We start from the raw sequence: 19,691 nt of genomic DNA, 5'->3' as shown, positions 1-19,691 counted from the left end.
TACCCTCTTGCATATGTTATATAAACGTGCAAGGGGGTATTTTTATGGACAATTTTAATGTATACAAGGATATTCAGGCCAGAACAAAGGGAGAGATCTACATCGGTGTGGTGGGACCGGTGCGTACAGGAAAGTCTACCTTTATCAAGCGTTTTATGGAGCTGGCTGTGCTTCCGGCTATGGAAGATGAAAGTCTAAAGGCAGTAAGTACCGATGAACTTCCCCAGAGCGCAGGGGGAAAAACGGTGATGACAACGGAACCGAAATTTATCCCCAAAGAGGCGGTGCAGATCACTTTGGGAGACGGGATCCAGGCGAAAGTGCGCCTCATCGACTGTGTAGGCTATATGGTAGACGGGGCTGCAGGCCATGTGGAAAATGGGGAAGAGCGGATGGTGAAAACGCCCTGGTCTGAAAAAGAAATCCCCTTTACCCAGGCGGCCCAGATCGGCACCAGGAAAGTCATAGGGGATCATTCTACCATTGGCATTGTAGTGACTACGGACGGCTCTGTTGGGGAATTAAAGCGCTCTGCCTATATAGATGCGGAAAAACAGACTGTAGATGAATTGAAAAAGCTGGGGAAGCCATTTATCCTTCTTTTAAATTCTACGAAACCCTATTCAGATGAAACCTTAAAGCTGGCAGAACAGCTGGCAGCTGATTATGGGGTGACAGTTCTTCCCGTCAGCTGCGAGCAGCTGAAAAAAGAAGATATTTTCCATATTCTGGAAAGTGTTTTAAAAGAATTTCCTGTTACGCAACTGGATTTTCATATTCCCAAATGGCTGGAAGTCCTTCCGGCTACCCACTGGCTTAAAACCCAGGTGATCGATATGGCAAGGGAACTTTTAAAGAAAGTCAGCCACATGAAAGATGCAGCTTCTCAGATAAAGACATTTGGCGGCTCATCAGGACCTGTGGAAAAGATCACGATCGAAAAAATGGAAATGGCAGACGGTACCGTATCCTTACAGGTACAGATGGATGACAGCTATTATTATCAGATATTAAGCGACTATGTAGGACTGCCTATAGAAGGTGAGTACCAGCTGATGCAGACTTTAAGCACTTTAGCAGGTATGCAGAAAGAGTATGATAAAGTAAAAGAGGCCCTGGCCCAGGCCAGATTAAAGGGATATGGGGTCATGATGCCTCAGAAAGATGAGATATTATTAGATGAACCGGAAGTGATACGTCATGGAAATAAGTACGGCGTGAAAATGAAGGCCCAGGCGCCCTCTGTAAACCTGATCCGGGCCCAGATCGAGACCGAGATCGCTCCTATTGTGGGAAGCGAGCAGCAGGCAAAGGACCTGATCGCATACATAAAATCCAGTTCCAAAGACAGTGAAGAAGGCATCTGGAATGCCAATATCTTCGGCAAATCCATTGAACAGATCGTAGAAGACGGCATCCAGGCCAAGATCTCCCAGATGACCGATGAGTGCCAGCAGAAATTGCAGGATACACTGCAGAAGATCATTAATGACAGTAATGGGGGGATGATCTGTATTATCATATGACACACCAGGGGACAAAACTCAAAAATCCGATGCAAGCTTGCTTGCAAGAGGATTTTCGAGCTTGGGACCCGGTGGCATATGCGTAGTAAGCGACATTATCAGAAAACTTGTCTAATTTATGCAAAATAACTGAAAAAGTTTGCAAATAAACATGCAAATGTGCTATACTAGAGTCAGCAAAAACGAGACCCTTATAATAACAATAAAAAGGGGCAACAGAGGGGAGAATGCTTATGAAACTGACCTTTATCGGAGCAGACCATGAAGTTACAGGCAGCTGTCATTTTCTGGAAGTAGGAGATACAAAAGTCCTTATTGACTGTGGTATGGAGCAGGGGAACAATCCTTACCAGAATGCGGAACTTCCGGTCAGTTACAGCGACATTGACTACGTATTTCTGACCCACGCCCACATTGACCATGCAGGCATGCTTCCCTGGATCTATGCCAGAGGATTTAAGGGGCAGATCATAACCACCTATGCGACTGCAGACCTGTGTGGCATTATGCTTCGGGACAGTGCCCACATTCAGGAGATGGAGGCAGAGTGGCGCAATCGTAAAGCACGCAGAGCCGGCAAAACAGAGGTAGAAGCCCTTTATACCATGCAGGATGCAGAAGGAGTTCTGGGCCATTTTGAAGGTGTGGCTTATGGACAGAAGTTTAAATTAAACGAAAACATCACCCTGCGTTTTACGGATGTAGGCCATCTTCTTGGTTCAGCCTCTATTGAGATCTGGGCGACAGAAGGGGATGAACAGCGAAAGATCGTCTTTTCCGGTGATATCGGAAACAAGAATAAACCGCTGATCCGGGATCCCCAGTATATTTCTGACGGCGATTATGTAGTGATGGAGTCCACCTATGGAAACCGCTATCACAAAAAGGGCGAAGACCATGTAGTAGGTCTGGCCCGTATCATCCAGCAGACCTTAGACCGCCAGGGCAATGTAGTGATCCCGGCCTTTGCAGTAGGCAGGACCCAGGAACTTCTTTATATGATCCGCCATATTAAGGAAGAAAAGCTGGTTACCGGTCACGATGGCTTCCAGGTATATGTGGATAGCCCGTTGGCAGTAGAAGCTACCCATGTATTTAAGCAGAATATGGTGGAATGCTATGACGAGGAGACAAAGGCGTTGGTAGAACGGGGTATCAACCCAATTGATTTCCCGGGATTAAAGCTTTCCGTTACCAGTGAAGAGTCAAAAAATATCAACTTTGATATGACCCCGAAGGTGATCATTTCCGCAGCAGGTATGTGTGATGCCGGCCGTATCCGCCACCACTTAAAACATAATCTGTGGAGGGAAGAATGCAGTGTGGTATTTGCCGGATACCAGGCAGAAGGAACCTTAGGCCGTCTGCTTCAGGATGGTGCCCCTGCTGTAAAGATCTTTGGTGAAGAGATCGATGTGAAGGCGCATATTGAGACTTTGGATGGTATCAGCGGCCATGCAGACAGAGACGGCCTTCTTACCTGGGCTGCAGCCTTTGAACAAAAGCCCAAATATGTATTTGTAGTACATGGAAATGACGAGTCCTGTGAGTCTCTTACGGATGCTTTAAATACCCAGCTTGGCCTTACAGCAAAAGCACCTTATTCCGGTTCGGAATTTGACCTGATAAAGGGTGTATGGATCAAGGAGACCGAGCCTGTTCCGGTAGAGGCAGAAACTCAGGCAACCAGAAAGGCAACAGGCGTTTACACCAGACTGGTGGATGCAGGACAGATGCTTATGGATGTGATCGCACGCAACCAGGGCGGGGCAAATCAGGATCTGACCCGTTTTACAGAGCAGATATTAGCTCTTTGCGAAAAATGGAACCGATAAACAACAGGAGTACAGAGAAAAATGACAGAAGTAAAGATCTACACAGATGGATCAGCAAGAGGAAATCCAGACGGACCGGGAGGTTATGGAGTGGTCATGCATTATGTGGATAAAAATGGCCAGTTACATGAAAAGACCTTATCTGCAGGTTACAAAAAGACCACCAATAACCGTATGGAGTTAATGGCAGCCATAGCAGGCTTGGAAGCTTTAAATCGCCCCTGTAAGATCGAGCTGTATTCAGACTCGAAATATCTTACAGATGCCTTTAACAAAAACTGGATCAGCGGCTGGATCGCCAAAGGCTGGAACCGGGGCAAAAGCGGACCGGTGAAAAACATTGACCTGTGGAAGCGCCTTTTAAAGGCAAAAGAGCAGCATCAGGTCACATTCATCTGGGTAAAAGGCCATGCCGGACATCCACAGAATGAGCGGTGTGACCAGCTGGCTACTACAGCGGCAGACGGAAATAATTTAATAGAAGATGAGGGCTTATCCTTATGATCCATGGGGCTGTTTCAACACAGCCCCAATTTTTACGCAAATCTTACAAAATATTACTCCTTTCGAATTTGTATTCACAAGCACCTGATTTTGTGGTACTGTATGACTGGAAAACATTACTCTTTATCAGGGATGTGAAAGAATGAAAGACAGAAGGATATGGGTCATCATCGGTTGTATCCTGGTAGTAGGGATCGCCATTACCAGCTATACAAGTTCCGTTGTAAAAAAAGTCCCACAGGAACAGAAAATACAGGTTCTTTCTGAGACCACGGCTGAAACAGCAGTGGATAGTGACTCTGCGCCTTTGCAGGCAGTCCCCCGGGAAGCACAGGCAAAAATGAAAGCAGGTGATCCGGAACAGACAGAGGCAGCGGGTGCCGGGATACGTTCTGAGAAAGAAACAGAAGCCAGGACGGCAGAGGAAACAGAAGAAAGCAATTCCTCAGAAGATCAGGTGCAGGTCCAGGCGGCAGATCCTCCGGATGAAGGTTTGGAGCCGGTTTTACATGATGCAGAACCGGAACAGGAAAGCTATACAGACCGCCTGAGAAACTTAGACAGCCAGATCCAGAAAATGCAGGAACAGGAAACAGACTCCAATGTTTATTCCGCTAAAACTTCTGCAGAAACCCAGTTGAAAATGTGGGATGGGGAATTAAGCACTGTATACAATGCATTATTAGAAGCCCTTCCCCAGGAAGAGGCCCAAAGCCTTGCAAATGAGGAAAGAGACTGGCTGAAAAAAAGAGAGTCAGACGCAGCTGACAGCTCCGGAAAAAGCGGAAACAGTTTAAGTTATGCCTCAAGCATGGTCAATCAGACCAGAGAGAGGGCCTATGAGCTGGCAAAACGGTGTGATGCACTGGCAGAAGAAAATTAAATAGAGATCTGTTACAATGAAAAAATGACTCTGGACATAGTTCCGGAGTCATTTTCTCTTGCTAATTCAGCGCTTATATGGTAAAATTCCGATTATGAGTTTATATACATGGTTTGTTTTAGGAGGGCATTCACAGGCGAAGTCTGTTCTGCCCGGATTTTTGCTGTCCTGAAATATTTACTGAAAAACCCTAAATCAAATTTATATAATGGAGGAAGAAAAAAGTGAAACAACCACAGTACCGCGGAGTGAACGAGCTGCGCCGTATGTTCCTTGAGTTCTTTGAGAGCAAGGGTCATCTGGCTATGAAGAGCTTTTCACTTGTACCGCATAATGATAACAGCCTTCTGCTGATCAACTCCGGTATGGCACCTTTAAAGCCTTACTTTACCGGACAGGAGATCCCGCCAAGAAGAAGAGTGACCACCTGCCAGAAATGTATCCGTACAGGTGATATTGAAAATATTGGAAAGACCGCACGTCACGGTACTTTCTTTGAGATGTTAGGAAACTTCTCTTTCGGTGATTACTTCAAGACAGAAGCGATCCACTGGTCCTGGGAATTCTTAACAGAAGTAGTCGGACTGGATCCAGACCGTCTGTATCCATCTGTTTACCAGGATGATGATGAAGCATTTGATATCTGGAACAAGGAGATTGGTATTGCACCAGAGAGAATTTTCCGTTTTGGTAAGGAAGACAACTTCTGGGAGCATGGTTCAGGTCCTTGCGGCCCATGTTCTGAGATCTACTACGACAGAGGCGAAAAGTACGGCTGCGGCAAGCCAGGATGTACCGTAGGCTGCGAGTGCGACCGTTACATCGAAGTATGGAACAACGTATTCAGCCAGTTTGATAATGACGGTCATGGCCATTATTCCGAACTGAAGCAGAAGAACATTGATACAGGTATGGGTCTGGAGCGTCTGGCAGTTGTTGTCCAGGATGTAGACTCCCTGTTTACTGTAGATACCAACAAGGCTCTGTTAGACAGAGTATGTGCTCTTTCTAACAAGGAATACCAGAAAGACCATGAGACCGATGTTTCCCTTCGTATTGTTACAGACCATATCAAGTCCTGTACCTTCATGATCTCTGACGGTATCATGCCTTCTAATGAAGGAAGAGGCTATGTCCTGCGCCGTCTGCTGCGTCGTGCGGCACGCCACGGAAGAAAGCTTGGCATCGAAGGCAAGTTCCTTGCAGAGCTTTCCAAGACTGTAATCGAACTTTCCAAGGACGGATATCCGGAACTGGAAGAAAAGCAGTCCATGATCTTTAAGGTACTGACGGAAGAAGAAGATAAGTTCAATAAGACTATTGACCAGGGTCTTGCTATCTTAGCTGAAATGGAAGATGCTATGGCAGCTGCCGGTGAGAAGACTCTTTCCGGTGAGAATGCATTTAAGCTGTATGATACTTATGGTTTCCCTGTAGACCTGACCAAGGAGATCCTGGAAGAAAAGGGCTGCACCGTTGATGAAGAAGGCTTCGCAGCAGCTATGAAGGAGCAGAAGGATAAGGCTCGTAAGGCTCGTAAGACTACCAACTACATGGGCGCAGATGTAACTGTATATCAGTCTATTGACGCTGCGATCACCTCTGAGTTTGTAGGATATGATAAATTAGATGTAGACTCCAAGATCTCTGTTCTGACTACAGAAGATGAGATCGTAGAAGCTTTAACAGATGGCCAGAGAGGAACCATTATCGCAGACCAGACCACATTCTACGGAACCATGGGCGGCCAGCAGGGCGATAAGGGTACCATCCACAGTGCAAACGGTGAATTTAAGGTAGAAGAGACCATTCATTTACAGGGCGGAAAGATCGGCCATGTAGGTGTTATGACTAAGGGAATGTTAAGCGTTGGCGAGACAGTTACCTTATCTGTATGCCCGAAGAACCGTGCATTAACAAGCAAGAACCACAGTGCTACCCACTTACTGCAGAAGGCACTGCGTACTGTATTAGGAAGCCATGTAGAACAGGCTGGTTCCTATGTAGATGCAGGACGTCTCCGTTTTGACTTTACCCATTTCTCTGCTATGACTCCAGAGGAGATCAAAAAGGTAGAGGATATTGTAAATGAAGAGATCCAGGCTGCGCTTCCAGTTGTAACAGAAGTTATGACTATAGATGAAGCAAAGAAGACCGGTGCTATGGCACTGTTTGGTGAGAAGTACGGCGAAAAGGTACGCGTTGTAAAGATGGGAGATTTCTCCACAGAGCTTTGCGGTGGTACCCATGTAGCAAATACAAGCACCATCGGATACTTCAAGATCCTTTCTGAGGCAGGTATCGCAGCCGGCGTAAGACGTATTGAGGCTCTTACCTCTGACGGTCTGATGAAGCATTATGCAGAAGTTGAAGCAGAGCTTCACGAAGCAGCTAAGGCAGCTAAGACAACTCCTGCAGCTCTTACAGCTAAGATCCAGTCCCTGTTAGACGAGATCAAGGCATTAAACTCTGAAAATGAGAAGTTAAAGAGCAAAATGGCAAATGACTCCTTAGGCGATGTATTAAGCCAGGTAAAAGAAGTAAATGGCGTTAAGGTACTTGCTTCCAAAGTAGCTGATGTAGATATGAACGGTCTTAGAAATCTGGGTGATCAGTTAAAGGATAAGATCGGTGAAGGTGTGGTTGTGATTGCTTCCGTTATGGACGGAAAAGTAAGTCTGATGGCAACTGCAACAGATGAGGCTCAGAAGAAGGGCGCTCATGCAGGCAACCTGATCAAGGCTATTGCTGGTCTTGTAGGTGGTGGCGGCGGCGGCCGTCCAAACATGGCTCAGGCAGGCGGAAAGAACCCGGCTGGTATTGAAGAAGCCTTAAAGAAAGCCGTAGAAGTAGTAGAAGAACAGACCAAATAAGCCTGTTTGAATAAAAAGTGCAAAAAACGCAGAAAAATATAAAATTTTTCTTGACGTATGGGAATTTTATGCTATAATCATAGCAGTGCTAAAAATACCCAAACAGTTGTATTATGCACAATTACACAACTGGAGGGAGGTTAGGTGTGAGCGATGTCAAACGTAATTGTTAAAGATAACGAGAGCTTAGACAGTGCTTTACGCAGATTTAAAAGAAACTGCGCAAAGGCTGGCATTCAGCAGGAAATTCGTAAAAGAGAGCATTACGAGAAGCCAAGCGTAAGACGTAAGAAAAAGTCTGAAGCTGCTCGTAAGCGTAAGTACAACTAATTCTCGCACGGAATTGGTTCACTTGAAGTAAAATAAATCGGCCGGTCGTCAGGTTTGCCTGATGGACCGGCTGTTTTATTTTTGTATAAAGTTTTGATTTATGCCCCGCCATCTGACGGGGCATGCTTAGCTATTTTACTTCTTTTAAGTCACATCTCGGTGAAGCTACCAGGGAGTAGTTAGTATGATAGATTACAAATCCCGGTGCAGCTCCTGCCACTTTCTTAATGTTCTTCTTCTGGATGTAGTCGATCTCAACCTTATCATTTTCACGGCCTTTGGAATAATAAGCTGCTAAAGCACCAGCTTCTTCAAAGACCCGGTCTGGCAGATCTGCCTGCCCGTTGCTCTTTACGATCGCATGGGAGCCTGGAATACCTTTTGCGTGGAACCACCAGTCGTTGCCGCTTGCCACTTTGAAAGTAAGCTCTTCGTTCTGATAGTTGTTCTTTCCTACGAAAATATCATATCCGTCAGAAGAAATATAATGGAAAGGCTTGCTTGTGATCTTTGGCCGCTTTTCGTTGGCACGGCGTTTCTTCACATAACCAAATTCCATTAATTCTTCCTTGATCTGCACCAGATCATTTTCCTCTAAGGCAATATCAAGGGCAGAACTTACAGACTCCAGATGGTCAACTTCGGCTTTGGTTTCCATGGTCAGCTGGCTTAAGGCTTCATAAGTACGTTTTAATTTATTATACTTGTCAAAATGCTTCTGGGCATTCTCACGGGCTGTCAGCTGCGGGTCTAATGGGATCGTGATCTCTTCATTATCATAATAATTAATACATTTAAAAGATTTTTCCCCACCCTTTAACTCGTAACCATAGGTGTTTAACAGTTCTCCGTAGATCCTGTATTTTTCACGCTTTTCGGTATCTTTTAACTGCTTTAACTGCAGGTCGTATTTTTTGCAGCTGCGCTCTAAGGCAGTCTGAACAATACGGCGCAGGTCAGAAGATTTCTGACGGATACGGGTAATGGTATCTCTGGAGGCGTAATAATTTTCCAGGAGAGTACTTATAGACTCAAACGTTTCCCTGCGGTATCCCTTTCCTTCATAGCAGGTCAGGGGAACAGAAGCATATTCTACAGGTGTATCCCCGTCATATACAACGGCAGGGCTGAAACGTCCTTCTTTGACATCCTCCATCATCAGCTGGAATGTATGATACAGATGAGTCAGTTCCGGGTCTGTCAGTTCGCCGGCGCTTCGGTCGGAGTCGATGGAAGCCAGATGGCAAAGTTCCTCCGCAACAATAGGGCTGATGCCGGTAAGGTGACCGTATAATGCTTTCTGCACAGAAGTAGGAGAGGATAAAATACAGCTGCGGAACACAGTTTCTGTAACGGTCAGAGGATTTTCCTTTGCAATGGTCTGCGGAATAAAATATTCCCGTCCCGGAAGCACTTCACGCACAGAACTCATGCTGGCAGATACATGCTTGATACTGTCAATGATGGTTCCATCTTCCTTACAGAAAATAATATTACTGTGTTTTCCCATGATCTCTACGATCAGGCGCTTTTTGCACAGATCCCCCAGCTCATCTAAATGTTCCAGCTCAAACTCTAAAATACGTTCCAGACCCGGCTGCTTTACAGAAACAATGCGGGCGCTGCCAATATGCTTTCTTAAAAGCATACAGAAATTAGGCGCAGTGAGAGGGCTGGTCTTATTATTTGCAGTAAGATAAATAAGAGGAAGACTTGCGCTTGCAGAGATCTGCAGCCGGTAGTTTTCTCTGTTGTTTTTTATAGTAATAAGCAACTCATCCTTTTCCGGCTGGGCGATCTTTGCGATCTTCCCGCCTTCTATGGTATGGGCAAATTCCCATCTTAAGTTTGCTATGGTAATACCGTCAAATGCCATGTATATTCACTCCTGTCGATCAAAAATAGGCAATACTGTATGAAACAGACTGCTCTTATAAGGATACCACATTTTCTTTCATTAGAAAAGTATTACAACAATATGGAAAAACTGCTGTACACTGGAAAAAAATAACCTATAATAAAATGTAAAAGTTCTGTAAATGCTTTCATTAATGCGTATTGGAGGAATTTCCTATGAATAATTTTATACAGCATGTGACAGGGCAGCTGGTGTGGTTGGGAGAACACAGAGGCCTGTTTTTGCTGTTGATCGTAGAATTGTTTGCCGGTGTGTGTTTACTCATCGGTTTTTTTCAGTTAAAGATCAAAAAACAGAATGAAGCCGCAGGGGTGTTTAAAGGCGGTTCTGGATCCTTTGGTGTACCGGGAAACGGAGATCCGGTAATGATACTTCGCTGTAAAGATCTGTATCCTGTATACATAACAGAAAGCTTTGAACAGCAGCTTGACGTTACCGGTGATGACATAAAAACAGATATAGGTATATTTTTGGATAAAGTAGGTTCGGGAAAAGACTGGAAGCTGTGGAAAAAGTATCGTTCCTGGGATGGAAAACAGCCCTTTACTTCGGATTTTTATCTGGAGAGAATGAAAAGCTGGTACAGACTGGAGATTACCCGCAGTAAGGACGGTTTATATGATACATTCCAGTTCCGTGATATAACAGAAGATAAGAAAGAACTGGAAGCTGCAAAAGAACAGTTAAAGATCGCGGAAAGCGTAAGCCAGTCAAAGACAGAATTCCTTTCCAGTATGTCCCATGAGATCCGTACACCGATAAACTTACTTTACGCATAAAATTAAAAGGCCCAGTAAATCTCTATGCTTTCATCTTCTTTGATGATGATATGGTCAATAAGGGTTTGACATAACTGCCTGAGTTCTAAGGTAGACATATCTTCGAGCACAGCCAGAGAAAGTACTTCTTTTATATAATCAACATCAGGTTGACTTCCAGAAAGACGATCAATTTCATTCTGGATAGAATCACGCTCACAGTATAGCTGCTTCATCTGATCGTCAATATCATCATCTTCAATATTTCCCAAGGAATATAACTTAATGGTCCGCTGAATCCGTTTCTGAATTTCGGAGAAGCGATTATTTAAGGTTTGTAATTCATTATTGATAGATGTCTGAGGTTTGGAAACCTTTTCAAAATATGCTGGATCTGTCTGTATTTTACGGATTTCTTCGATAACAGCTGCATCCAGTTGCTCTACGCGGATATTGGGGGCGGTACAGGTTTCTTTTTTCTCGCGCCAGTGATAGGCTCTTTTTTTACATCTATAATATTTTTTACGATATCCTTTTGCACCAACATAAAAGCCTGAGTATTCTGATCCGCAGAGGGCACAGTGACATAAACCTGAAAGCATGTAGGCAACAGGCTGATTTTTCCTGTGATTTTTCTGATAATCATCAGAAATTTGTTGTAAGCGCTTTTGAACGGCATCAAAGGTTTGCTGGTCGATTAATGGATCATGAATTCCTGAGACATAATCATCCCCGTTTTTAATCATCCCTATGTAAATAGGGTTATGCAACATTTTAGACACAGTTACATAACCGGCTTTATATGCGCCGTATTTGTGAGTATAACCGGCGGCAGCCATCATTCTGGTGATCTGTATGAACGAATGCCCTTCCAGAGCCAATGAAAAGACTTTGCGCACCTGCATAGCCTCATATTCATCAGGGATTAAATTACCATCAACTGAGGTATAGCCAATAGGAACGTTGCCACCACCGTGCCACTTGCCCTGTTTAGCGCGGCCCTCACGTCCCATAGCCATACGTTCCTTGATCTGTTCACGTTCCAGCTGGGCGAAGACAGATAAGATGCCGATCATGGCTCTGCCGAAGGGTGATCCAGTATCAAAATTTTCGTTCATGGAAATAAAGCTAATGCTATTTTTCAAAAATACATCCTCAATGATATAGAGGGTGTCTTTCTGGGAACGTGAGAGACGATCCAGTTTGTATACCACTACAATATCAAAGCGTTTCCGTTCACAGTCCTTAAAAAGACACTTTAAAGCGGGCCTGTTGGTATTGGCTCCAGAGAACCCCGGATCTGTGTAGATGTTTCCAATGGTCCAGCCGTGAGCCTCACAGTATTTTGTCAATCTTTCAGTTTGTTCAGGAATGGAAAAACCTTCTTGAGCCTGTTCCTGGGTAGATACCCGGACATAAATAGCTGCTTTTTTCATAAGAGTACCTCCAAAAAGGGTATAAAAAATACACCTCTTGTGCAGGTGCCACTGAAATGGTATAATCTGGAATGGAGTGGATTATATCTTTCAGTATACCTGATAAGAGTGATCTATGTTAAAGCGGTTCCTGTTGGCGCAGGGATCGCTTTTGTTTTCATAGTTAATTTTTGCTTTCTAGTTGTTGAACTTCTTTAGAATATTGATCAACTAATTTTAAAAACTCAAAATACCAATCAGGCACTTTATACTTTCTGGCTTTGTATGGAATGCATCGTTCGCATGGAGCATATTTCTGCGCAGCAATAAAAAGGTGGATAGGTTTTGTTGCTTCAGAACAACCAAACTGTCGATGATAACATTTACCGTTGCGAGAAATATAAACCCGCATATGTTTTTCGACAGTGGGCTGGACATAATAATGAGGTAAATAATTGCTGTCAAATGTAACCCCGCTTGGTACCCCGGCTTCATATAAAAGTTCCTTGGGGAAAGGGAGTGCATCAACCGTAAGTGTTTGTAACTGATTTTGAAAAAATTGATTTTGTTCTTCCTGCTGAGTTAAAGCACATACTACTTTTTGAGTTGCATTTTGAGCCTTTGCAAGATCAGTTTTTAAAATATCAATTTGAAGTTGTAAGGATTCTATTTCATGGATTTTTACAAGTTTTTCATACTCCACGGAATGTAAGTAATCCTTTGTATTTTTTAATTCTTGTTGTAAAGCAGAAATCTCAGTTCTTAATTCATTAGAAGTTTGAATTAATTCGTTTTTTTCGGATTCCATTTGATTAATCTTCTGAACCCAGTTAGTGCTTTTTAAAGCAGTGTACTCAGATTCAATGTCCTCTTTTTCTTTGCACACTACAGATAATTGCAAAGAATGTTTTTTATTAATCTTAAATAAGTAATAAAGAATAAGAAAAATGAGGATACTAAGCACACATACCAATATTTTAAATCCGAATAGTTGATTTTTATTATTTGTCCATTCAATTTTACTGGGAGAAGAATTTGCGGTTTCTTTGTAAGAAAGAGATTCTGCCGGTGGAGCAGAGGTTTCAGATGAAACTACGTCTTCGGATTGAGTGGGCATATATGGACAGATGCCATTAGGATGCAAGTGGGCTGGTTTACCGTGATGATAATGATAGGTTCCAGTATTGTGATCATAATGACCGCCATGTGAATCTGTTCGCCCGGGATGCCCAAATACATTATATGGAACAAATAATAAAATACAGGAAACGAAATAAATTAACATTAGATATCTTTTATGTCTCATAACATTTACCTATATTATACTGGATTATTATTTATCTTTTTTGTTTATAATATCGTTATAGGCACTAAAAAAGTGTAATAATACAAGAAAGGAAATAACCACATATATAAAAGGCTTAATTCCATATGGATTATAACCAAAAAGAAAAGAGCCTAAAAACAAATGACCAATGGAAAGGTAAGTTGCTTCCCCAAGAGGATTTCCAACACTACCTAGCAGTTCTTGTAATAATTCTACAATTTTACTCATGTAAACTCCTTTTATAAATGTAATGAAAGGATTAATTGATTGACAGGCACGATTAGCTATAATTTATACGTATTACGAGTGGAGAGAAAGTTGTCTATTAGAAAACTTTCAGAGTTATCTGGAATAAGTAAATCACAGATCAATAATATTGAAAATGGAAAGCAACACCCAACAGTGTATACACTGTGTTGTCTGGCAGAGGCACTGAACGTACCGCCATATGATCTGTTTACCTATTGTCCACCATAGTGGACAAATCGTCATAAACCCACACAAACCTTGCTTTCTAAGATATAATTGCTTTAACAGACAAACTACTGTAGAGAAAGGAAGGTACATATGAATAATAATGTTAATGTCAATCATGTGAAGCAATTTTTGATCCGGAATATAAGCTATATGGATCAGTTGGATACCTTATTTCTAAAACAGCTGTTTACACTGGTAAAAAGGTATCTGGAGAGAAGAGGGCGTTAGCCCTCTCTTTTTTTGTTTAAATTCTTCAAAATATTATCAGCAAGCTCATTAATTGCCTGCTTTGAATTTGGACTTAGTGACTGGTAGCTTTTCATTATTTCAACAATAACGTTGAAAAATGGTTCTTTATCTGGATCTAATAGAGTTGCGACAATAGCTGCAGTTTCATCTTCTTCCGGAAGATCCAGAAACATAGGTCCAACACCGGTTCGGAGCCAGTTTTCATTAACATTGAAAGTTTTGCATACTAAAGAAACAACGGCATCACTAGGAGAACGCTTACCAGTTTCGTAACATGCAACGTTGTTTCGCACAATACCTAATTTATCAGCAAATTCCTGCTGAGTTAAATCTAACGTCTGACGTAAAGATTTAAATCTTTTGTTCAAGATGATCACCCCTTTCATGATTTCAATATATATCAAAAATGTGGCATTGTCAACAAAAAGTAGCAATGCCACAAAAATATATTGACAAAAGTCGCATAGCCACATATAATAGTGGCATAGCAACAAAATAACGAAAGAAAGGAGTACATGAGCATGGAAGAAAAGAAAAACCAGATGATCGTAGAAATGGTGGAGAAGCTCAGTAAAATGGACAGCAATAGCCTGACCATAATGAAAGCTTCTGTAGATATCCTGGCAGCAAAAGAGCGCCTGGATAAGGAAGAGGTGAAAACAGCATAGGAAGGAGAGATATGAAAGTTATCAACATTTCTGCCCGGACAGGAAAAATTATAGAGGATATGTCTTCTATAAAACTGCCGGAAGGACATCCAGCTTATGAAGTGATCTTAAGAGCGTGGGAAAATATTCGGAATCGAGAGAAAGAAAAGAAGGGAGCATAAAAAATGGATACAGATTATTACAGACGGCTGTTTCACGGAGCCAAGGAAGCATGTGAGGATTGGAAATATCGTTGTTGGATTCTGGAGGCAATCACATTTTTTTCCATATTATGTAACATTTGGCAGGCGAGCCGATGAGGAAGTGGAATAAATGCCGCAAATGTGGCTGCTTTCTGGATCCGGGAGAAGGAAGTATCTGCGATGATTGCAGAAGAGCACAAGAAAAGGTAAAGATAGTACCGACCATTCAGGAACATGGTGGACAGTACCGGTTGTTTTTGAAACCAGATAAAAAAGAATAAAGCCCTGGTATGGGATTGGAGAACCGGGGCTTTACTCAATATCAAAAATCATGCAAGGAGATTATACCATCCAAAGAGCTGGATGTGCAAGTGAAATCTAATGAAAAAAGGAATAATAACAGAATATAACGAGTATTGCCTGTTTTGCGGCAGACCAGTTGAGGCTAAACATCATCTGATCGGAGGCCCGAACCGAAAAAAGGCAGAGGAAGACGGACTGAAAATCCCGTGCTGCAATAACTGCCATAACATAGGAGATGTGCTTACGCGGATCCATGGAAATCCAATGGCAGAGATGATGTCCAAGATGATGGGACAACTTGCCTGGGAGAAACGTGCGGTTGCAGGCGGAAAAACAGAAAAAGAAGCCAGGGAAGCGTTCCGTAGCAGATACGGGATCAGCTACCTGTAGGAGACTATATGGAAGATCATAAGGTTAGAGCAGAATATAGAGAAAAAGGCAGAAAAAGAAAAGAAGCGGAATTGATCGACATGGAAAAGCACCCATCACCGATGGGTGAAAGCTTCAGAAGACCGGCATACGCTGGAACGGCACTGTGTCCGGATCCAACCCGTAGAGGGAAACAGTTGGTATCTCGTCCTAAAAAGGACTGATACATATAGAAACTTGTGGTCAGCAGAATATGTCACTACCCAATCTATTATACCCAGTATACTACTGACCGAAAGGGCCGGGAACCTATCAAATGTCCTCCAAATCCCGGCCCGAAAGGAGGGACCATGTACAACAAAGGAAGGAAAACAAATGAATATAAAAAGAGATAAAACCTATCAGGCCAGGATGGATGGCCTCAAATATGCCCTGGAAATAGTAGAAAGGGGCGGGATAGAAGAATTAAAGAAGGAGATCAGGGTTAGAAATGCCCAGTTCATTCCGCTGGAAGTATCGGCAAAAAAGGCGAATGAGATAAGCTAGGTCTTGGCACACAGAATATTAGCGACATTTACCCCAACGGTGATGTTTTCGCTGAATCAGGAGTTCCACTTTGGAAAGGACAGGCTGCTGAGGTGGAAAGATGCTTTTATTAATCTGTGCAACATGATGGATGCAATAGACCCGTTTGGTTGCCAGTATGAAACAGCCAGGGACTATGCGGAAGTTTTAAAGCAGAAATATGGTATTGAATTTGATTGGGACAGCATCGATGAGGTTATCGGACTGAACCAGAAAAAGCGAGGGCAGATGTGTGATATTGATTATGTAATTAGCTTCCTGGAAGAAAAAGGCCAGAAGAAAGCAGCGCAGTTGATCCGGGAATATGGAAAAAGATAAAGGAGACAAAATGTATTTGAAAAAAACAGAGCTGGAACAGGCTTTGAGAGAAAATATGCAGTCAACGCTTGAGAACTATGGCGGAGACAGCATAGCAGAGGATGCCATTTGCTTTTGCTATGATTCAATGCTGGCAGTAATTAAACAGCTGGCAAAAGACAAGAGAGAGATAATGTCAGAGGAAGAATTGGTGCTATTACTCTGCATTGTGCAGGATGATACGCGCCATCAACATCAAGATCTTGAAATATGTAAGCTGCATGGTCTTGATGCAGCAGAAACAGTGAAAAGCCGTATTGCTAAAAATGAGGCGCTTGAAAAGAAACTTAAACAAATGATTGCGGAGGAGACCCGATGAATGACCCAAAGAAAGTATCTGTCCCGGTCTGCTGCATCTGCCAGAAGGTGATCAATGGAGATGCAGAGTGGATCAGGACAAAGAGAGGGACTGTATTGTACATGCATAGAGAGTGCGTGAGGAAGGAAAGAAATGGAATCAGTACAGGAACGGATGCAGCGGTTAGGAACGAAAAATAAGATTGCTTATTTTATCGCAAAAGAAAAAGAGCCGTATGAATTTAAAAGGCGATATGCAAGGATCCGTGCAGAGGAATTCGCCAGGGAATGTGATGGGCGGGAACTCAATTATCACGTATCAGTTGGCGGACTGGATAGCATTGTACTGTATTTGTTTTTGCATGAGATTTGCGGTATTGATGCACCGGGAGTTAGTGCATCATCTCTGGAAGATAAATCTATTCAGAGAGTACATAAAGCACTTGGGATTATCAATGTTCCGCCGTTAAAGCGGAAAGATGGTAGCTTCTGGACAAAAGCAAAAGTAATACAGGAGTTTGGCTTTCCGGTCATATCGAAAGAAGTTGCTGCCAAAATAGAACTGTTGCAGAATCCGTCTGAAAAGAATAAAACGGTTCGCCATGCGATTATCACTGGTGAGACGGGAGCTTATGGAGGCTGGCAGAAAAATTCAAAGATGCAATTAAAACAGCGCTGGTTAGAGCTGTTTGGCGGTTATGAAAATGAAACAGAGGGCTGCGACTTCCGGAAACCGGACTTTTTGGTATCTTCCAAGTGTTGTTATTACCTCAAAGAAAAAAATTGTGATGACTGGGGAAAAGAACATAACAGCGTACCTTATCTGGGACTTATGGCATCAGAGGGTGGTCGTAGGGCAAAAAGTCTGAGAATGAATGGTTGCAATTATTTTGGAGCGTCTACGATCAGGTCAGCACCATTTGCAATCTTCGGCCGGCAGGACATTTTGACGTTGGCATTAGAGATGGACAAGCTCTGGAAGGACGGTCTGAAAGAAAAATACCGTCAGAAGTTATTAACAGTTGGAAAGATTGCTGAATGTTTTGTAATGCCAGACAGTATTATTCCGGAAATTTACGGAACCATAGAACGACAGCCGGATGGTACCCTCTATACCACAAAAGCTCAGCGGACCGGTTGCAGCATGTGCGGGTTTGGAATCCACATGGAAAAGCGGCCACACCGGTTTGACATGCTGTATAAGAGCAATCCAAAGGAATGGGACTATCTAATGTTTCATCTTTGTAAAGATGCAGAAGGAAAAGAATACGGTTGGGCGAAAGTCCTGGATTATATCGGTGTCGGTTGGGACCCGACCACAATCGGTGGAAACTGTAAGGGCCAGATGAGCATTTTTGATATGTAAAATTTCGGTTTGAAAGAATAGGTTAAGCTATTATCTCGTGATTTTCTACCATGTTTCAAAAGATAGTCACGAGATATCAGGAGGAAGAATGGTTACAGTAACGATGGAAGCTGAAAAAGAAACAGCAGTATTGAAAGGAAAGACAGCACTGGGGCTTACAATTGCCGATGGAAAAGGAGGCTTAATTCTTAATGCCACTTGGGAAGGTGAACATTTAGAGATGGATGAGGCTATAGCCGTGCTTGACTGCATGATTGAAAAGCATGTAAAAGATATGTTCTCTGATCCGAAAGCAAGGATCACCATATGTGCGCATATGATTGGCTTTTTAACAGATATCCAGAAAGAAGAGATATCGAAGCTCTTGAAGGAAAAACCTTCAGATAGGAGATAGGATGGAAAAGGTATATAACACGATCTGCGAAGACTGCGGAACTGTATTTAAAGCTAAAAGTAAGAGAGCTTTTTTATGCCCCAAGTGTGTAAAAAGGCGGATATCTGAATCTCATAAAAACAAAAATTAAGATTGGAGGATGATAGCAGTGGGAAGATATGATAAAGACATAGAAGAGAATCCGTATCTCGGCGAACATAGCAAATTTACCATGCAGTTTGCAAGAGATCATGGAATTACGATGGAAGAAGCGTATAAACATCCCGTGGTAAAGGCTCATAAAGAAGATTTGAGACATTTGACAGAATGTTATAAATTCGCGAATGGGAATATGAGGTTAAATTAAGATTTTAGGCGAAAAATTTTAATAAAAGATTTTTCCAGAAACTTATGTTAAAGAGATTTTTAATTAAGATTTGGAGGGAGAAATGAAGAGTATACAGTTGTATGTGTGTGAGCATTGCGGAACGAAGTATAAAGACAAAAATGAGTGCAAGAAATGTGAGAGTAACCATAGGGCTGCGCTGGAAATCCATGATATGAGGTTCCATGCTTGCAAAGATAGTGATAACTATCCTGATAAGGTAGAACTGAAAATGGCTGATGGCAAGATGATTTGGTATCATCGGTAAATTAAGATATACCGGGAGGTTTGATTACACCTCATGATAAAACTCACGTATCATAGGATAAATGGTCTTATATTTCTCATAAACAGGTTTATAGGCTTTTACAGCATCCGGGTCCGGTTCCAGTACGGTGCAGCCGCCTTTTTCCTCTAATACATGGATAAAGGACTGGTAATCCGGGATAATGTTTTCGGCCAGGAAAACGCTTGATGCAATGGCAAGTGCGGGCAGTAGGTCCGGGTCTTTGTAGACGTGGACGGGAAGGCCCATTACATTGCTTAAGATCTGGCACCAGGCAAGTTCTCTGGCTCCGCCGCCGATGATGGAAAGCTTTACAGCCGGGCAGATAAAAAGTTCCAGGCCGTGGCGGATGGAAAATGCCACACCCTCTAGTACGCTTCCAGCCATGTCTGTGGCAGAGGTATCCTGGCTTAAGCCAAGGAAAG

The 19,691-nt window shown here is 42.8% G+C and carries 24 protein-coding genes; 18 read left to right on the top strand and 6 right to left on the bottom strand.

All coding sequences use genetic code 11. The features are described 5' to 3' along the window. Positions 1-44 precede the first annotated feature (44 nt). From spoIVA to rpsU, 6 genes are all read left to right on the top strand, one after another. The gene (spoIVA, locus tag DW251_RS07840) at positions 45-1,526 is read left to right on the top strand and encodes a stage IV sporulation protein A (RefSeq protein ID WP_021870081.1); all 1,482 of its coding nucleotides are present in this window, start codon (positions 45-47) and stop codon (positions 1,524-1,526) included. 233 nt (positions 1,527-1,759) lie between these two features. Further along, the gene (locus tag DW251_RS07835) at positions 1,760-3,361 is read left to right on the top strand and encodes an MBL fold metallo-hydrolase (protein WP_347474635.1); all 1,602 of its coding nucleotides are present in this window, start codon (positions 1,760-1,762) and stop codon (positions 3,359-3,361) included. Between the two features lie 21 nt (positions 3,362-3,382). After that, complete coding sequence (rnhA, locus tag DW251_RS07830; protein ID WP_021870083.1) at positions 3,383-3,865, top strand: ribonuclease HI; 483 nt, start codon at positions 3,383-3,385, stop codon at positions 3,863-3,865. Positions 3,866-4,007: 142 nt separating this feature from the next. Beyond that, entirely contained in the window at positions 4,008-4,748 is a 741-nt protein-coding gene (locus DW251_RS07825) for a lysozyme inhibitor LprI family protein (protein ID WP_021870084.1), read from the top strand. 224 nt (positions 4,749-4,972) lie between these two features. Further along, positions 4,973-7,621, top strand: a complete 2,649-nt coding sequence (gene alaS / locus DW251_RS07820; protein WP_118300677.1) for an alanine--tRNA ligase — start codon at positions 4,973-4,975, stop codon at positions 7,619-7,621. A 153-nt stretch (positions 7,622-7,774) separates the two neighbouring features. Beyond that, positions 7,775-7,951, top strand: coding sequence for a 30S ribosomal protein S21 (gene rpsU, locus DW251_RS07815; RefSeq protein WP_003504099.1), 177 nt, complete (start codon positions 7,775-7,777; stop codon positions 7,949-7,951). 130 nt (positions 7,952-8,081) lie between these two features. Here the strand turns inward: rpsU and DW251_RS07810 are convergent, their stop codons facing one another. Further along, a complete protein-coding gene (locus tag DW251_RS07810; RefSeq protein ID WP_021870086.1) occupies positions 8,082-9,827 on the bottom strand; it encodes an NFACT RNA binding domain-containing protein in 1,746 nt (581 codons plus the stop codon). Positions 9,828-10,024: 197 nt separating this feature from the next. Here DW251_RS07810 and DW251_RS07805 point away from each other — a divergent pair, with 197 nt between their 5' ends. Further along, entirely contained in the window at positions 10,025-10,648 is a 624-nt protein-coding gene (locus DW251_RS07805; protein ID WP_118300675.1) for a hypothetical protein, read from the top strand. Between the two features lie 2 nt (positions 10,649-10,650). Here DW251_RS07805 and DW251_RS07800 read toward each other — a convergent pair whose 3' ends face one another. The 3 genes from DW251_RS07800 to DW251_RS07790 all read right to left on the bottom strand — a co-directional run bounded on the left by DW251_RS07800 (position 10,651) and on the right by DW251_RS07790 (position 13,597). Next, a complete protein-coding gene (locus DW251_RS07800) occupies positions 10,651-12,063 on the bottom strand; it encodes a recombinase family protein (RefSeq protein WP_118300673.1) in 1,413 nt (470 codons plus the stop codon). A gap of 163 nt (positions 12,064-12,226) precedes the next feature. After that, positions 12,227-13,348, bottom strand: a complete 1,122-nt coding sequence (locus DW251_RS18585; RefSeq protein WP_118300671.1) for a YHYH domain-containing protein — start codon at positions 13,346-13,348, stop codon at positions 12,227-12,229. Positions 13,349-13,375: 27 nt separating this feature from the next. Beyond that, entirely contained in the window at positions 13,376-13,597 is a 222-nt protein-coding gene (locus tag DW251_RS07790) for a hypothetical protein (RefSeq protein WP_118300669.1), read from the bottom strand. A 339-nt stretch (positions 13,598-13,936) separates the two neighbouring features. On the opposite strand from DW251_RS07790, the gene DW251_RS17930 reads away from it, so the two are divergent. Next, positions 13,937-14,074, top strand: a complete 138-nt coding sequence (locus DW251_RS17930) for a hypothetical protein (protein WP_182433595.1) — start codon at positions 13,937-13,939, stop codon at positions 14,072-14,074. Here DW251_RS17930 and DW251_RS07780 read toward each other — a convergent pair. Further along, a complete protein-coding gene (locus tag DW251_RS07780) occupies positions 14,071-14,463 on the bottom strand; it encodes a helix-turn-helix transcriptional regulator (protein ID WP_118300666.1) in 393 nt (130 codons plus the stop codon). The genes DW251_RS17930 and DW251_RS07780 overlap by 4 nt on opposite strands. A 153-nt stretch (positions 14,464-14,616) precedes the next feature. On the opposite strand from DW251_RS07780, the gene DW251_RS17925 reads away from it, so the two are divergent. From DW251_RS17925 to DW251_RS07745, 10 genes are all read left to right on the top strand, one after another. Beyond that, a complete protein-coding gene (locus DW251_RS17925; RefSeq protein ID WP_182433594.1) occupies positions 14,617-14,763 on the top strand; it encodes a hypothetical protein in 147 nt (48 codons plus the stop codon). An 11-nt stretch (positions 14,764-14,774) separates the two neighbouring features. Beyond that, positions 14,775-14,924 (top strand): hypothetical protein, encoded by a 150-nt coding sequence (locus DW251_RS17920; protein WP_182433593.1) that lies wholly within the window; start codon positions 14,775-14,777, stop codon positions 14,922-14,924. A gap of 134 nt (positions 14,925-15,058) precedes the next feature. Further along, positions 15,059-15,226: a hypothetical protein gene (locus DW251_RS17915; RefSeq protein ID WP_182433592.1), complete on the top strand. Its 168-nt coding sequence runs from the start codon at positions 15,059-15,061 to the stop codon at positions 15,224-15,226. A 100-nt stretch (positions 15,227-15,326) separates the two neighbouring features. Next, positions 15,327-15,638 (top strand): hypothetical protein, encoded by a 312-nt coding sequence (locus tag DW251_RS07775; protein ID WP_118300665.1) that lies wholly within the window; start codon positions 15,327-15,329, stop codon positions 15,636-15,638. An 8-nt stretch (positions 15,639-15,646) separates the two neighbouring features. Continuing rightward, the gene (locus tag DW251_RS07770; RefSeq protein ID WP_118300664.1) at positions 15,647-15,841 is read left to right on the top strand and encodes a hypothetical protein; all 195 of its coding nucleotides are present in this window, start codon (positions 15,647-15,649) and stop codon (positions 15,839-15,841) included. A 151-nt stretch (positions 15,842-15,992) separates the two neighbouring features. Next, positions 15,993-16,163, top strand: a complete 171-nt coding sequence (locus DW251_RS17910) for a hypothetical protein (RefSeq protein WP_182433591.1) — start codon at positions 15,993-15,995, stop codon at positions 16,161-16,163. A 3-nt stretch (positions 16,164-16,166) separates the two neighbouring features. After that, complete coding sequence (locus DW251_RS07765) at positions 16,167-16,520, top strand: hypothetical protein (protein WP_118300663.1); 354 nt, start codon at positions 16,167-16,169, stop codon at positions 16,518-16,520. A gap of 16 nt (positions 16,521-16,536) precedes the next feature. Continuing rightward, complete coding sequence (locus DW251_RS07760) at positions 16,537-16,878, top strand: hypothetical protein (protein ID WP_147352223.1); 342 nt, start codon at positions 16,537-16,539, stop codon at positions 16,876-16,878. A 132-nt stretch (positions 16,879-17,010) separates the two neighbouring features. Then, positions 17,011-18,222: a hypothetical protein gene (locus tag DW251_RS07750; RefSeq protein WP_118300660.1), complete on the top strand. Its 1,212-nt coding sequence runs from the start codon at positions 17,011-17,013 to the stop codon at positions 18,220-18,222. An 88-nt stretch (positions 18,223-18,310) separates the two neighbouring features. Continuing rightward, positions 18,311-18,616, top strand: coding sequence for a hypothetical protein (locus tag DW251_RS07745; RefSeq protein ID WP_118300659.1), 306 nt, complete (start codon positions 18,311-18,313; stop codon positions 18,614-18,616). Positions 18,617-19,272: 656 nt separating this feature from the next. Here DW251_RS07745 and DW251_RS07730 read toward each other — a convergent pair. Further along, the coding region (locus DW251_RS07730; protein WP_243034903.1) for an FGGY-family carbohydrate kinase at positions 19,273-19,691 on the bottom strand (419 nt) is incomplete at its 5' end.

Source organism: Clostridium sp. AM22-11AC (assembly GCF_003473545.1).
Lineage (GTDB): Bacteria > Bacillota > Clostridia > Lachnospirales > Lachnospiraceae > Enterocloster.
This window is presented reverse-complemented; position numbering and strand designations above follow the sequence as displayed.

Excerpts from the sequence above, each read along its gene's own strand:
- spoIVA (WP_021870081.1), top strand. The coding sequence starts at position 45 with ATGGACAATTTTAATGTATACAAGGATATTCAGGCCAGAACAAAGGGA.
- DW251_RS07750 (WP_118300660.1), top strand. The coding sequence starts at position 17,011 with ATGGAATCAGTACAGGAACGGATGCAGCGGTTAGGAACGAAAAATAAG.
- DW251_RS17930 (WP_182433595.1), top strand. The coding sequence starts at position 13,937 with ATGAATAATAATGTTAATGTCAATCATGTGAAGCAATTTTTGATCCGG.
- DW251_RS07800 (WP_118300673.1), bottom strand. The coding sequence starts at position 12,063 with ATGAAAAAAGCAGCTATTTATGTCCGGGTATCTACCCAGGAACAGGCT.
- DW251_RS17920 (WP_182433593.1), top strand. The coding sequence starts at position 14,775 with ATGAAAGTTATCAACATTTCTGCCCGGACAGGAAAAATTATAGAGGAT.
- rnhA (WP_021870083.1), top strand. The coding sequence starts at position 3,383 with ATGACAGAAGTAAAGATCTACACAGATGGATCAGCAAGAGGAAATCCA.
- DW251_RS07775 (WP_118300665.1), top strand. The coding sequence starts at position 15,327 with ATGAAAAAAGGAATAATAACAGAATATAACGAGTATTGCCTGTTTTGC.
- DW251_RS17915 (WP_182433592.1), top strand. The coding sequence starts at position 15,059 with ATGAGGAAGTGGAATAAATGCCGCAAATGTGGCTGCTTTCTGGATCCG.
- DW251_RS07770 (WP_118300664.1), top strand. The coding sequence starts at position 15,647 with ATGGAAGATCATAAGGTTAGAGCAGAATATAGAGAAAAAGGCAGAAAA.
- rpsU (WP_003504099.1), top strand. The coding sequence starts at position 7,775 with ATGTCAAACGTAATTGTTAAAGATAACGAGAGCTTAGACAGTGCTTTA.
- DW251_RS18585 (WP_118300671.1), bottom strand. The coding sequence starts at position 13,348 with ATGAGACATAAAAGATATCTAATGTTAATTTATTTCGTTTCCTGTATT.
- DW251_RS17910 (WP_182433591.1), top strand. The coding sequence starts at position 15,993 with ATGAATATAAAAAGAGATAAAACCTATCAGGCCAGGATGGATGGCCTC.
- DW251_RS07810 (WP_021870086.1), bottom strand. The coding sequence starts at position 9,827 with ATGGCATTTGACGGTATTACCATAGCAAACTTAAGATGGGAATTTGCC.
- DW251_RS07835 (WP_347474635.1), top strand. The coding sequence starts at position 1,760 with ATGAAACTGACCTTTATCGGAGCAGACCATGAAGTTACAGGCAGCTGT.
- DW251_RS07805 (WP_118300675.1), top strand. The coding sequence starts at position 10,025 with ATGAATAATTTTATACAGCATGTGACAGGGCAGCTGGTGTGGTTGGGA.
- DW251_RS07790 (WP_118300669.1), bottom strand. The coding sequence starts at position 13,597 with ATGAGTAAAATTGTAGAATTATTACAAGAACTGCTAGGTAGTGTTGGA.
- DW251_RS07825 (WP_021870084.1), top strand. The coding sequence starts at position 4,008 with ATGAAAGACAGAAGGATATGGGTCATCATCGGTTGTATCCTGGTAGTA.
- DW251_RS07745 (WP_118300659.1), top strand. The coding sequence starts at position 18,311 with ATGGTTACAGTAACGATGGAAGCTGAAAAAGAAACAGCAGTATTGAAA.
- DW251_RS17925 (WP_182433594.1), top strand. The coding sequence starts at position 14,617 with ATGGAAGAAAAGAAAAACCAGATGATCGTAGAAATGGTGGAGAAGCTC.